This is a genomic window from Clostridioides sp. ES-S-0010-02, from assembly GCA_020641055.1.
Taxonomy (GTDB): Bacteria; Bacillota; Clostridia; order Peptostreptococcales; family Peptostreptococcaceae; genus Clostridioides.
Window position 1 is genome coordinate 1,689,230 of sequence record CP067345.1, and the last position, 14,662, is coordinate 1,703,891.

Below are 14,662 nucleotides of genomic sequence, written 5' to 3' on the forward strand. Positions count from 1 at the left end.
GAATGGGAATAGCAACTAGAGAAGCTTACGGACAAGTGTTAAAAGAACTTGCAGAAAATAAAGATATAGTAGTATTGGATGCAGACTTAGGAAAAGCTACAAAAAGTATATCATTTAAAGAAGTTGCTCCAGATAGATTTTTTGATATGGGGATAGCAGAAGGTGACATGATTGGTACAGCAGCAGGTCTTGCTACTTGTGGAAAAATACCTTTTGCAAGTACTTTTGCAATATTTGCAGCAGGTAGAGGCTATGAGCAAATAAGAAACTCTGTAGCATATCCAAACTTAAATGTTAAAATAGCAGCTACTCATGCAGGAGTAACAGTAGGAGAAGATGGAGGAAGCCATCAAGCTATAGAAGATATATCTTTAATGAGAGGTATACCAAATATGGTTGTGTTAAATCCAGCAGATGCTTTAGAAGCAAGACAAGCAATATTTGCATCTATTGATTATAATGGACCTGTATATATAAGATTAGGTAGAGCTGCAACTCCAGATGTAAACAGTGAAAACTATAAATTTGAAATAGGAAAAGGAACTGTTTTAAGAGAAGGTTCTGATATAACAGTGATAGCTACAGGAATAATGGTAGCAAAAGCATTAGAAGCAGCAGAAGAACTTGCTAAAGAAGGTATAAATGTAGAAGTTGTTAATATATCTACAATAAAACCTTTAGATGAAACATTAATAAAAGAAAGTGCTAAGAAAACTGGAAAAGTAGTTACAGCAGAAGAGCATAGTATAATTGGTGGTTTAGGTTCAGCTGTATGTGAAGCTTTAGCAGAAACTAAAGATGTAGTAGTTAGAAGAATTGGTGTTAAGGATGTATTTGGTCAATCAGGTACACCAGCAGACTTATTAAAACATTATGGATTAACTACTGAAGATATAGTAAAAAATATAAAAGAATTATTATAGATGTAAATATCATTGAATAATAAATTGGTTTGATATAAATCAATTAAAGCTGTCTTAAAAATAGAAAGAAATTTCTACAATGGGACAGCTTTATTTTTACGATAATTATAAAATTTTATATAAAGAGGGGTGCTTTTTAATGAAAATATCTATTGGATGTGACCATGGTGGTTACGAGTTAAAGGAATTTATAAAAGAAAACTTAATAAATAAAGGTATAGAAGTTGAAGATGTAGGAACAACTTCAAAAGAAAGTGTAGATTTTCCAATATATGCAAAAAAAGTAAGTCAAAATGTTCAAAGTAAAAAATCAGATTTAGGTATACTTTGTTGTGGTACAGGAATAGGCATGTCTATTGCTGCAAATAAATTTAAAGGAATTAGAGCAGCAGTTGTGTCAGATTGTTTTTCAGCTAAAGCCACGAGAGAACACAATAATACAAATGTACTTTGTTTAGGGGAAAGAGTTATTGGAAAAGGATTAGCAATGAGAATTGTTGAAGAATGGTTAAATTCAAGTTATAATGGAGAAAGACATACAAGAAGATTACAAATGATTGATGATATAGAAAATGAAAACTTATAAATAATGAAAATTTATATCTAAGGAGGAGAGTTATGTCTATTATTTGTGCTTCAATAATGTGTGCAGACCAAATGAATTTAAAAAAAGAACTAGAATCTCTTGAAGAAGCTGATGTAAAATTGCTTCACTGTGATGTTATGGATGGAATATTTGTCAAAAACTTAGCTATGGGACCAGAACTATTAAAATCAATAAGTGAAAATACAACTATACCTTTAGATATTCATTTAGCTACAGAAACTCCAAATAAGTATATTGATATGATGTCTTATATAAAACCAAAGTATATTTCTTTTCATGTGGAATCAAGCACAGATGTAAAAGCTGATATACAAAAGTTGAGAGAATATGGAATAGGGCCAGTATTAGCGATAAGTCCTCAAACTAGTGTAGATAAAATAGAAGAATATATAGGTTTAGTTGAGGGTATCTTAGTAATGACAGTAAATCCAGGATTTGCAGGTCAAAAATTTAATCTATCTGTTTTAGATAAGTTAGATAAGCTTACGGAGATATTAAAAGATTATGATAATCCTCCATTTATAGAAGTTGATGGAAATATAAATAAAGAGACCATTAGACTTATGAGTGGCAAAAAAGTCGATATATATGTTGTAGGTACTTCAGCTTTATTTAATGATAAGCCTCCAATTTCATATAAAGAGAAGATAAAAGAATTAAAAGAAAGTATAAAATAGTTAATAATAAAATTATAAAATATGCATATTTAAATAATGTAAACTTTAAATAAGTTAGGAATTTTATAATCTTTAATAAAAATTTTAATTGAGTAAGGAGAATGTTTATGGGTGACATATACAAGCTGCAAAATGGAACAGATATTAGAGGAATAGCATATAAAAATGATTCTAAGGAAGTTAATTTAACTGTAGAAGAAGTAAAAAAAATAGCTAAAGCATTTCATATTTGGTTAAAAGAAAAAACTAAAAAAGATAAAGTAACTGTTGCAATAGGAACTGATTCTAGAATAACAGGGAGTCAATTTAGAAATACTGTTATTGAAACTTTGATTAATGATAATTGTGATGTAATTGATTGTGAGATTGCTACAACACCAGCAATGTTTATGACAACTATCATGGATGGATACCACTCTGATGGCTCAATTATGATTACAGCTAGCCATTTACCTTATTACTATAATGGGTTAAAGTTTTTTACAGAAAATGGTGGTCTAGAAAAAACAGATATAAAAGAAATGTTAGATATAGCTGTTAAAAATGATAGTGTACAGTCTGAAGGAGTAGACAAAAAAGGAACAGCTGTAGTAAAAAATTTAATAGAAGATTATTCTAATTTATTGATAGATAAAATTAGAACAGGTGTAAATTCAAGTAAAAACTATGAAAAGCCTTTTTCTGGACTTAAAATACTAGTTGATGCAGGAAATGGAGCTGGAGGGTTCTTTGCTGAAAAAGTTTTACACATACTGGGAGCAGATACAACAGGTAGTCAGTTTTTGAACCCAGACGGTATGTTTCCAAATCATATACCAAATCCTGAGAATAAAGAAGCAATGGAAAGCATCTGTAAAGCCGTATTAGATAATAAGAGTGATTTAGGAATAATATTTGATACAGATGTAGATAGAGCTGCTATTGTAGGTAAAAATGGGAAACCAATAAATAAAAATGCTCTTATAGCTGTTATATCATCAATAATATTAGAAGAACATCCAAATACAGCCATAGTAACTGATTCTATTACTTCAGAAGGTCTTGCTAAATTCATAAGTGAATTAGGAGGAAGACATCATAGATTTAAAAGAGGATATAAAAATGTAATAAATGAAGCTATAAGATTAAATAGTGAAGATGAAGAGTGCCATTTAGCTATAGAGACATCTGGACATGCTGCTCTAAAAGAAAATTATTTTTTAGACGATGGAGCATATTTAATAGCTAAAATTTTAATAAAAGTTGCAAAACTGTCTTTAGAGGGAAAAACTATAGAAGAATTGATAGAAAACCTTGAAGAAGCAAAGGAAGAAAAAGAAGTTAGAATAGGAATCAATAAAGAAGATTTTAGACCATATGCAGAAGGTATACTAAAAGAATTAGATTCTCATGTTAATAATGTTGATGGATGGTCTGTTGCACCAAATAACTTTGAAGGTATAAGAGTCAATTGTAATGAAGCAAATGGAGATGGTTGGTTTTTACTTAGAATATCATTACATGAGCCATTGTTAGCTTTAAATATTGAATCAAATAAAGTTGGTGGAGCAGAAGAAATTTACTCTGAATTAAAACTTTTCCTAGAAAAATATGACTTAAAAGGTCTTTAGTGTTAATAAAAAACATATACTATATTAAAGAATGGATGTAAATTTATACCTAAGATTACAAATATTACAAAATTGTAATCTTAGGTAACAGAGATGTAACTGATTATGGAAACTCTATGTGATATTATAAATACAGAGAGATGAAATACATGATGATTTATAGAGAAATATAATTTAAAATGTATTAATATCGCACTAAAAGGTATAATCAAATAAATATGTAAATATAAACCCCAACATTTAGAAAGAGACCTCCAAGGAGGTTTTTTTCTTGTTTACTTCTAAAAAAGCATAAAAAATATATTATGTATAGATATAAATTTTTTTCTTTAAACAAATACACAATGTCATGATATAATAACTTTATTAGAACGATAAGGGGATAATAATATTATGTTTAAGAACAAATATGTTGAACGTGTTGAGCAGTTTATAAATGCATATTTTGTAGAGAGGGATGTGAAAAAATGTATGTCTTTTTTTCACAAAAATATATGTTGGATTGGTACTGGAAAGTTTGAAGTAGGGAATAGTATTGAAGAGGTAGAGTATTTATTAGAAGAGTATGTAAAACAATCACCAGATAGTTTTATTTTAGAAAAGTTATGGCTAGATAGTAAAGAATATTCAAAAAATTCACATACTGTATTTGGAGAGTATCTAGTTTGTAAGAAAACTAAAAAAGGCTATAATTTTCAAGTAGAAATAAGAATAACATACTTATGTGTTGAATATGAGGGAGAAATATTAATAAGTAGTGTTCATAATTCTGTTGCAAATGATTTACAAAAAATAGGTGAGTATTTTCCGATAAGTTTAATGGAAGCTGAAAATAATAGACTAGAGGCCATTATTAATGAAAAAACAAAAGAAATAGAAGAGCAAAGAGTTATGTTGTTAGAGGCAAACAGAAAACTTCAGCAACTGGCTATTACGGATGAATTAACTGGTTTATTAAATCAAAGAGCCATTATGGGAAATATAAAATATACTGTTAAAGATAATTCTAAAAATTATGCAATAATGATAATCGACATAGATAATTTTAAACATGTAAATGATAATTATGGGCATCTAGTGGGAGATGAGGTTATAAGAGTGATGGCTTACATCATTCAATCATTTAAAGATTACTATCTATTTGCTGGTAGATATGGTGGAGATGAATTTATTGTTTTGACAGAAAATATAGAAAAAGCAATTCATATTGAATCTAAAGTTCATAATAGTCTACTTAAATATAATTTTAAAGAACTTCAATATAAAATAACTGTAAGCATTGGAATTTCTGAATGGATAGACTTTGATTCCTTTGAAGCATTTTTAAGCGAGGCAGATAAAAAATTATATAAAGCTAAAAAATCAGGAAAAAATAAGACTATATATTAGAGCAAGTATATAAAAATAAGTATATATGTATATTAAAAATAGTTTTATGATTTTAATAAGGTTGTAAATTACAAGTTAACTATTTATAGCATGTAATTTAAAATAAAAATTATTTTGCAATTTACAACCTTATATATTTAATATTAATTAATTTTTTTAAAAGCAAGGGTTACCTTAAATAAATCAGCATCTATAATTATTTCCATAGTTGCATTTTGTAATTCAATTATATTTTGAGAAATTGATAAGCCCAGACCAGAGCCATCTGTATTTCTGGATATATCACCTCTTCTAAATCTTTCTATTAATTCTTCTGGTTTTAGATTTAATTTATCATTTGAAATATTTTTAAAGGTTACTATTATATTTTCATCTTTTATAAACATATCTATGTAAACTCTAGTATTTTTCATAGAATATTTTAGTATATTACCAATTAGGTTTTCAAAGACCCTCCAAGTCTTTTTTCCATCTATCATAGTAAATACAGAGTCTTCTGGTGTTTCTATTATAAAATCTAAATTACTGTTTTGAATTTTATCTTCAAGTTCTACTATACTTTGAATTAAGAGTTCTTTTATATCAGTCTTTGTTATATTAAATTCAACATCACCACTACTAAGTTTAGAAGCTTCGAATATATCTTCTATCAATAATTTTAATCTTTGTGATTTTTTATCTAAAATATTTATATAGTCGTTTATAGTTTCTTTATCAAGGTCGTTATTTTTTAACATATCTACATAACTTAGTATAGATGTAAGTGGAGTCTTTAAGTCATGAGATACATTTGTTATAAGCTCAGTTTTCATTCTTTCACTTTTTATATTAGCATCTACAGCAGCTTCAAGACCATCTGTTATATTATTTATGCTTTTAGATAAAGCAGATATTTCATCATCTCCTATCACTTCCAACTTATATTTTAGATTTCCATTTTCAATGTTTTTTATATTTTTTGAGATATTATTTATGTAATTAAACTTAGTAGATAAAAAGTTGTATATATAAGAACAAGCAATTATACTTACAAGTGTAAATAAAACCTCTATAACTATAGCATTAGCGTAATATATACGCATAAATAATACTAAAGCTATGTACTGAATAACTGCTTGTATAACTATAGAGATTAAAAATGCTATAGCTAGTTTCTTATTTATAGTTTTTCTATTATATCTGCTAACAAGATCTGAAAAGAATCTACATGTTATAGACATATCTTTTGGATTGTAGCCACCATGCTTTATGTTTTCATATATTATATAAATTACAGATAGAATAATAAAATTAAATACAATTAAATTTGTATTGTAGAACATTTTAGTGTTTGTAAATATGTAAAATCGTAATGCTAAAAGTATTAAAATTAATATAAGTGTAAACTCAATCTTTACATTGGAAAAGAAAGTGATAATGTTTTCTAAGAATTTAACTTTATTTTGGTTATTTTTTTTATAGAATATAAAAAATAATATAGCCAATATACAACTTAATAATGCAATACCTTCACAAATAAATTTCAAATTTGTTTTTGATAAATACAAAGGAGGCCCAAAGTAGTAAAAGCAAGGTATAGCTACCTCATTGTATAAATATTTAAATTCATTAATATCAATAAAGTTATTATTTAAATCGTATATTGTCTCAAATAATATAGAAAGCGATAGAAATAATAGTAATAATAAAATAAATTTTGCTCTTGAATCATTAATAATTAAGTTTTTCAATTTTGTAACCAATACCCCACACCACCTTTAAATATTTTGGTTCTTTTGAATTTACTTCAATCTTTTCTCTAATTCTTCTAATATGAACAGCAACAGTTCTTTCGCAGCTATAAGCATCTTCGTTCCAAACTTTTTCATAAATCTCATGAGAAGAGAATATTTTTCCTTTTCGTGATAGGAGAAGAACAAGTATTTTATACTCAAGAGGTGTCATTTTAACTTCTTCACCATCTAAAGAAACTATTTTTGTATCTGTATTTAGCTCAAGACCTCCACTTTTTAAAATATAATTAGTATCATTTGAATTGTTTGTATTACTAAAATCTCCTAAGTTTATATATCTTCTAAGCTGAGATTTTACTCGTGCAGTAAGTTCGAGTGGATTAAATGGTTTAGTTATGTAATCATCAGCACCCATATTAAGGCCTATAATTTTGTCCATATCCTGTGATTTTGCAGATAAAAGTATTATAGGAATATTCTTTTTTTCTCTTATCTTGAGAGTAGTCTTAAGACCATCTAAATTGGGCATCATTACATCCATTATTATTAATTTAATATCATTTTCAATTAATATGTCCAAAGCTTCTAACCCATCATATGCTTTTAAAACGTTAAGATTATCAGGTTTTAAATAGAATTCTATAGCATCTACTATTTCCCTATCATCATCTACAACCAATATATTTTGATTCACTTCATTAATCCCCCTCGAAATTTTATTTTTAATCAATTTTTATTTTATACTAAAAATTGGTTTCAGAAAACAGTAAGTATATAAATTGACTAGCTCTAAAAATATATTAACAAATATAAATAACAAAGGAATTTCATAATTATTAAGAATTTATAACAAATATTTATTTTAAAATAAATATTTGTTATAAATTAGGAGTGTGGAGTATAGCAGGAACATTTTTATCACTTAATAATTTATCAAAAGATTTGTGGTCAGATTTATAACCAATACCCTCTCTACATTCTGATTCATCAATAAGTTTATATTGTTCACATGCATTTTTAACTTTTTCATAGTCCTCAATAGAATGAGCTTTATAAACTATCTTGTTGTTAAAACTTATTTCATGAGCAAACTTAGGTTTTACAAAGTATTTGGCATCTTTGATTTGACCAGAGTTATATAGACCTTGAATAACAGAGCCATTTTTTATGTGTTGTAAATGGTCATCTAACTTGTAAGTATGTGCTATATGGGTTACACTTTTAAATTTTTTTTCAAAAGTAATTGCAATTTCTTCCATAGAGTTAAAATTAGTAGTACCCTTTACATTTTTTTCTGGTAAGATTATTATGTTTTCTCTTTTTACTCCTAGATTATTAAGAGAAGCTAAGAACTCTCTATTTCTGTATTCTGATTTTTGGCTATCTGTAAGAGTTTCATATTTTTTATATCTATCAAAAACAGATATACCACATCCAGTAGATACTAAAACCACAAATACATTATTTTGTCCTCTTTCTTTTACAGCATTTACAATAGCACTACCAGCCCACAATACCTCATCATCTTGATGTTGAACATAGAAAACAACATAATCTTTAAACTTTCTATTACTATAATTAACATAGCTATTAAAACCTGTTAAAATCAAGCATAAAACTAAAATGATAGATAAAATTCCATACTTATTTATAGTAAACTTCTTGTTTTTAAGAGTCATTTAATCATCTCCTGAAAAGCTGTCTTACTTATATTATCAATCAAAGTATTAAAAATTATTTCTTAAAAATCAAAAAATATAGAGTAGATTAATGGAATAAAATTTTTTGTTAACCAAACTAAAAATTAAAAAAATTTATATAGAAGTAAGAAAAAAGAAGGGGTGGTTTATTGGAATAAACTTATAAATAAGCTAAATATCTACTTGACGTTTTATGAATTATTGAATCTAAGCGTACGTGGCACAAAGACTATTTTTTCATTGCTTTCATTTAGTGAGGTATTAAGTATTTAAACTAAATTCAAAGGCGTAAATTTGGTATTATTAACGCCTTTGAAAATTTAGATACTGTTATTAATTTGGTTTGTTTATATTACTTTATATAGTATACTAGTAAAATAGTATTAACCTTAATTACACAACGATTTTAATTGTGCTTTTAAGAATAATGTTATATTTTTAAATATAGTTCTTTCATCAAGATCATTTACATATATATCTTCAATACATGAATCTACAATAAATTCCTCACATAAATCCACTTCTATGTCTAGCTTAGGATTATATCTGTAACCATTTATTGTAACTACTGGTCTTCCAGGTGGTGAAATAACTATTCCTTCTTCATATGTCAAGCATTCAAATTTGGCATATGGAATTATATATGCTAAAAATGGTACTTCATAATGTGCAGAATGAACTGATTGTTCATCTACTAGAGCAGTATATACTATTTTCTGTTTTAATAAACCATTTACTATTAGTTTTCTTCCATTTAAGCATGTTCCTTCAGCATTTTGTAGTATTGCAAATGCACTAGTCTTGTCACAATCGATTGGTATTCTACTTAAACTTTCAACAAGTATAATTAATATACCATTTTCTCCAATTAATATCTCAAATGAAGGTGTAATGATATTATTAATTATTGTTTGTAAAGTTGTTATTAATATTTCTATTAATGGTCCTTCAAGTGTACTAACTGTTTCAAATATATCATTGATAACAATTTGTATAGATTTTAGTAATCTTATTAAATCGTCTGTTCTGCATATTATAGAATTAAGAGATTCGCATACTATTCTTGCTATATCAGTTTGAATTGTATTTAACAAATTATCAATATCAAATAAAATAGAATTCACAGATGGTTGAACTAAATCTAGTAATCTTTGTAACTTAGCTAATAAAGGATTTATAATCTCACCTAATCCAGGTATTAAAGGTATAGCATCCTTAATTGTTGATATTAAATCATTTATTCCACCAATCAATGTATTAATTGTTGTCTGTATATTTGCTGCTAGAAACGCATCTAATATAGCTTCTATTTTATTCAATATATCCAAGCTAATATATAAATTATATGATTTATATGCAAATGGAGTTTCTATAAGTTTTACTGAAGTAATTGTTGCACTTGCATAAACTTGATCTATATTTTCTATATCAGGTTTTAATCTTGGGATGGGAAGTATCTCAGGAATTGAAATCTCTGTCCAATTTAAGTTTTCTTTTTTACATCCATTCATATTTAATTTTGATACATCACATATACCTAAAGTTTTGATATTAAAGTCACATTCACAAGTTTTTTTATTACATCCCATTTTTATTCCTCCTCATTTTATTTAAATTACTTAACATATTTTTGATGCCTTTATAAAAATAGTTGTATTTTTAAAGACACTTCTTTCTGATAATACACATGCATATATATCCTCTATATATGCTGTTATTTTAAATTGTTGGTATAGTGGTGTATTTTTCTCTATTATTATAAATACTGAAAATGGTATATTAAAATCTGCAGAATGAACTGATTGTTCACCTAGTGCTGCTGTATAGATTATTTTTTGTCTTAGTAGTCCCTCTATTATTAGTTTTTTTCCTGTCAAATTTGTACATTCTCCATTTGGTATAGTTTCTCCTGGGATATAGTATCCATTACATGAGCTGTATCCGTTTACCAAAGGTGTTTTTATTACTCTTTGAGATATTATATCTACACAAGAATGTACTTCAACTATATCTTCTATATTTGGCTTTTGTGATGGTATATCTACTGTTTCTGATACAAAAAACTCTGTCCATTTGTTTTTATCTTCAGGACAGGGGCATTGCAAAACTTTTTCTATTTTTGATTCTGGATAGACACCAACAATATTTAATATCTTATCATCGCAACAGCATTTATCATGGAATTGATAAGATGTGCCATTTGTATAATTAGAATTTAACATTTCCTCTACTCCTTATTTTTATAATTTTATAATGTATTTCTTGGTATTGCATATAATAATAATGTTGTATATTTAGAGATAGTTCTTGCATCTAATAGGCTTACAGACAAATCTTCTATACACGCATTTACTTGATAGTCTACATCAAGTGAGTCTAATTTCATTGATTTTGTGCCCTTATTAAAAGTAATTTTCTGTGGTATAACTATATAGCTTGAAAATGGTACATAAAAATGTGCAGAATGAACTGATTGAGATCTTTCATCAGCTGTATAAGATATTTTTTGACACAATTCACCCTCAACAATAATTTTTCTTCCTGTAGAGATTTTTCCTTCTAAGTTTGGTATAAAATCACAATTAGCATCTAAAGGTGATACAGGTGTTTTTACTACTTTTGTTCTCAATATATTCACTGATACATTAACTGAATTTATCTGTTCAATATCTGGTTTTTGTATTGGGATACTTAATGTTTCTGGTATATACATCTGAAACCAATAAGGATATTGACTTATAACCTGTGTAACATCGTCTATGTCACATAAACCGCTTACATCAATTAAATCCATATTACAAGCACATGCATTACTATTCATATTTATCTCTCCTTATATAATTTATTGAAAGTTTTTACCTCTCAATATAATTTATTTAAATTTCGACTTTTTGTTACATGTTTTTAAGATTTTTTATTTTTTTAGCTTTTTTATAACAATATATGATTTTATATCATATATAAAATGTATATAGAAACTTTAATCTCTATATAATTATAAAATTAAGGAGATATTTATATGAATGAAAGTATTTTAAAAACGGGAATTACACCCTTAGAAGACTATCCAGATAACAAATGTATGAAATACTATAAAGAATTTATAGAAGATGATATACTATGTGTTCCAACACAAAAACCAGATATAGAATGTATTAATGAAGTAAGTGTAAAGATATGCATAGAAGATAAGGAGATTATTAACACTATACTAGGGCCAAAATTAGTTATAAAAGGATTTAAAAATATTAAGGTTATATATACAGGAGATAATTGTCAGCAGTCTCTTCATTCTGCACATTGGAGTATACCATTTTGTCAATTTATCTTGCTAAAAGATTTGAGGTATGATAAGTGTGATAATATTATAGAAACTATTTTTGTTGGAATAGAGAATATTTGTGTAAAACACTTTGATTGTAGAATGATTGATTTATCACTATTATTTATAATTTGTCCACAACTTCGTAATTGTAATAATTGTAAATGCTGTAGAAGTTATTGTATGCATAATCCAAATTTATGCTATTATGATAATGATGACTGTTCAGATAGTTGTAATAATGTTACACAATGTAAATATAGTCTTAGTGATAAATATAATAGTAAAATTAGATACAAATAAATATTTAAATAAGAGGCAATAGGTATATTTACATATATTTATTGTCTTTTTATTAAATTAAAGTCAGTTTATATAAGAGAAAATTTAACAATTACTATAAATAGATATATAATAAATTAATATAATATAGTATTATTAAACTTATAATTGTTACTATTTGAGTTAAAATATTGGAAAAAATTATATATCAGTAAATTTAAGATAATAAAAAAAGACCTCAATTACATATAAAAATAAGGTCTTTTTATAGATTTCAAAAAAGTAAAAATATTATAGATTTTTACTTATACAAAAGAAGCTATCTCTTTTAGATTTTTAAACCTATTGAAGTAACTTCTTCTGTATTATAGTTTGTATATTATTATAAAATATTTCAAATAGCTAAAAAGTCATATTATTTGTATTATTCTATATATTTAGCTATCAAAATATATTAGATAAAAATAACAAGTTCTATTATAGTTAATAGAGCTTTTGAAAGATTTTATTTTGTATAAAAATAAGATTTTTAGTAGTTTCTATTACATTTACATTTTTTTGTATAGCATTGTTTTTTGTACTTATCAAAGCATTCTTGTATATCATCTTCATAATTGTTTATATAAGATGAGTTTTCATGATAAATATTACAATAGTCACAACCGTGATGTTCATCATGTTTACATTTTTTTGAACCACATTTTATAAATGCAATGGCTAATTTAATTAGTTCATCAATTAACTCTTCTATTTCATCCAATTCTTTTTCTAAATCACAAATTAGACAATCGCAGAAAGAAGATCTTACATCTTTTTCATCATTGCATGAAATGCAATCACTACAGAATATTAACAGTATAATTATTTTAGCTATAATAGATATTATTAAAAGTATAATTTGTACCAATAAGCAAAATAATTTTCCTACTAAAAATTCACAGTTATCATTACAACTTATTTGTCTTATAGCTTCAGCTAAACACTCAGACAATCTAAAAGCTCTTTTTAATTCTTCTCTAAGTTTGCAGTTTTTTACATAATTAGAATCTATTAGAGATTCTAATTCTTCGGAAAGTTCATTTAATATGCCATTATCTAAATTGAAACTTAAATCTTTCTGAAAATCTAATTTAACTTTTGCATCATATAAATCATAACTTTCGCCAACTAAAAAATATTTTATTATTCTCCATATTTGACAAGGTGTTAAATAAACTCTTGTATTTGCATCTAAATATTTCTCCTCTGTTAATCCAATTACTAATTTCATTAAATCACTAGAATATGATTCTAAATTATTTTTATAATATTCTAAACTCTTTGTATTATCCACTCTTTACCACTCCTATATATATATTAGGATAAATTCAATATCCTAATATATATATATGACTTGAGTACCTTTATGATACAAATAAAAACAAAATTTTACATTAATATATATAAAAATGCTATTTCCAATTGAATTATATAATTTTTTTATATTTTGTGTAAATATATGAATAAACATGTGAAAGAACTTTTATGCAATAGAGGTATAATAACTAAATTTAAGCATCCCTTAGATATAGATAAATTTATAAATTGTAATGGTGATAAATAATAATTTTGTTGTAAATGAAAATGATGTATAGAAGGCATTAACTAATATTATAGAAGTATTAGATTCTAAAAATAAAGAAATTAGGGTAAATACAAATATAAATATATTAAAAGTCTAACTTATTTCAGACTTGAATAGAAACAAAGTTATGTACGAAATGAAGGCAAACAGCAGTCCATGTGTTCTTTGATTTCGTACTTAAATAAAATCTCAAAATTATATCATGTTTTAATAAAAAATAAAACTGTGAATGCTAGAAATATATTTTAATTAATTTTTTAACAGAATAGTATTTAAAAGTAGATAAAACTAAAAAGGGTTTTCTAGAAAATAAGGTCTATTTAATTATACTTACTTACCAATACCATCACTTGATGCAAACAAGATTCTACTATATTTTCTCCGTATTCTAGTATAAAATCATCTAACTGTGTATCTATAAAATCACAATAATCATATGAACTACCAATATAAGCAGTTAACATATGTGTACATCTATCCATTTTATCTCTAAACATATATTATTATCCCCCTAAAAAACTTTCATAAAAACAAAAAGAAAAATATCTTTTTGGCAACTGGCTGACATAACTTATAATATACTTTACAAGTCTTAGTCCCTATAGCTTTGCGTCACTAAATTTCTCTAGTTTTGCCGATTTAGTTTTATTCTACAACTACAATAATACAACAGAATTAGTTATTATTCAACATGATTGTTTGAAAATTGGATAAATTTATAAATATGAACGTCATTTTACTTAAAAAAAACATACTAAATATATAGATTTTATGGTAAAAATTACCTGTATCAAT

Annotated in this window: 14 protein-coding genes and 1 riboswitch; of the genes, 6 read left to right on the forward strand and 8 right to left on the reverse strand. The window is 25.8% G+C overall.

Features of this window, described 5'->3' with window-relative positions:
- Nucleotides 1-2: 2 nt before the first annotated feature.
- From JJC01_07815 to JJC01_07835, 5 genes are all read left to right on the forward strand, one after another.
- A complete protein-coding gene (locus tag JJC01_07815) occupies nucleotides 3-923 on the forward strand; it encodes a transketolase family protein (protein UDN59753.1) in 921 nt (306 codons plus the stop codon).
- Between the two features lie 139 nt (nucleotides 924-1,062).
- Nucleotides 1,063-1,509, forward strand: a complete 447-nt coding sequence (gene rpiB, locus JJC01_07820; protein ID UDN59754.1) for a ribose 5-phosphate isomerase B — start codon at nucleotides 1,063-1,065, stop codon at nucleotides 1,507-1,509.
- A gap of 32 nt (nucleotides 1,510-1,541) precedes the next feature.
- On the forward strand, nucleotides 1,542-2,207 hold the full coding sequence (locus JJC01_07825; protein ID UDN59755.1) for a ribulose-phosphate 3-epimerase: 666 nt from the start codon (nucleotides 1,542-1,544) through the stop codon (nucleotides 2,205-2,207).
- 107 nt (nucleotides 2,208-2,314) lie between these two features.
- A complete protein-coding gene (locus JJC01_07830; GenBank protein ID UDN59756.1) occupies nucleotides 2,315-3,817 on the forward strand; it encodes a phosphomannomutase/phosphoglucomutase in 1,503 nt (500 codons plus the stop codon).
- A 393-nt stretch (nucleotides 3,818-4,210) separates the two neighbouring features.
- Nucleotides 4,211-5,206, forward strand: a complete 996-nt coding sequence (locus JJC01_07835; GenBank protein UDN59757.1) for a GGDEF domain-containing protein — start codon at nucleotides 4,211-4,213, stop codon at nucleotides 5,204-5,206.
- Between the two features lie 143 nt (nucleotides 5,207-5,349).
- Here JJC01_07835 and JJC01_07840 read toward each other — a convergent pair whose 3' ends face one another.
- From JJC01_07840 to JJC01_07865, 6 genes are all read right to left on the reverse strand, one after another.
- On the reverse strand, nucleotides 5,350-6,948 hold the full coding sequence (locus tag JJC01_07840; protein ID UDN59758.1) for a sensor histidine kinase: 1,599 nt from the start codon (nucleotides 6,946-6,948) through the stop codon (nucleotides 5,350-5,352).
- The gene (locus tag JJC01_07845; GenBank protein UDN59759.1) at nucleotides 6,917-7,633 is read right to left on the reverse strand and encodes a response regulator transcription factor; all 717 of its coding nucleotides are present in this window, start codon (nucleotides 7,631-7,633) and stop codon (nucleotides 6,917-6,919) included. The genes JJC01_07840 and JJC01_07845 overlap by 32 nt, the downstream gene beginning before the upstream one ends.
- Before the next feature lie 184 nt (nucleotides 7,634-7,817).
- Nucleotides 7,818-8,618 carry a PIG-L family deacetylase gene (locus tag JJC01_07850; GenBank protein ID UDN59760.1) on the reverse strand — a complete coding sequence of 267 codons (801 nt, stop codon included), beginning with the start codon at nucleotides 8,616-8,618 and terminating at the stop codon, nucleotides 7,818-7,820.
- Nucleotides 8,619-9,028: 410 nt separating this feature from the next.
- Nucleotides 9,029-10,228 carry a hypothetical protein gene (locus JJC01_07855; GenBank protein ID UDN59761.1) on the reverse strand — a complete coding sequence of 400 codons (1,200 nt, stop codon included), beginning with the start codon at nucleotides 10,226-10,228 and terminating at the stop codon, nucleotides 9,029-9,031.
- A 30-nt stretch (nucleotides 10,229-10,258) separates the two neighbouring features.
- Entirely contained in the window at nucleotides 10,259-10,861 is a 603-nt protein-coding gene (locus tag JJC01_07860) for a DUF3794 domain-containing protein (protein UDN59762.1), read from the reverse strand.
- Between the two features lie 26 nt (nucleotides 10,862-10,887).
- Nucleotides 10,888-11,460 carry a DUF3794 domain-containing protein gene (locus tag JJC01_07865; GenBank protein UDN59763.1) on the reverse strand — a complete coding sequence of 191 codons (573 nt, stop codon included), beginning with the start codon at nucleotides 11,458-11,460 and terminating at the stop codon, nucleotides 10,888-10,890.
- A 198-nt stretch (nucleotides 11,461-11,658) separates the two neighbouring features.
- Here JJC01_07865 and JJC01_07870 point away from each other — a divergent pair, with 198 nt between their 5' ends.
- Nucleotides 11,659-12,264: a DUF3794 domain-containing protein gene (locus JJC01_07870; GenBank protein UDN59764.1), complete on the forward strand. Its 606-nt coding sequence runs from the start codon at nucleotides 11,659-11,661 to the stop codon at nucleotides 12,262-12,264.
- A 508-nt stretch (nucleotides 12,265-12,772) separates the two neighbouring features.
- On the opposite strand, the gene JJC01_07875 is transcribed toward JJC01_07870, so the two are convergent.
- Nucleotides 12,773-13,576 (reverse strand): hypothetical protein, encoded by an 804-nt coding sequence (locus JJC01_07875; GenBank protein UDN59765.1) that lies wholly within the window; start codon nucleotides 13,574-13,576, stop codon nucleotides 12,773-12,775.
- Between the two features lie 611 nt (nucleotides 13,577-14,187).
- Nucleotides 14,188-14,364: a hypothetical protein gene (locus JJC01_07880; GenBank protein ID UDN59766.1), complete on the reverse strand. Its 177-nt coding sequence runs from the start codon at nucleotides 14,362-14,364 to the stop codon at nucleotides 14,188-14,190.
- Nucleotides 14,365-14,416: 52 nt separating this feature from the next.
- Nucleotides 14,417-14,513, reverse strand: a riboswitch (cyclic di-GMP riboswitch).
- Nucleotides 14,514-14,662 lie beyond the last annotated feature (149 nt).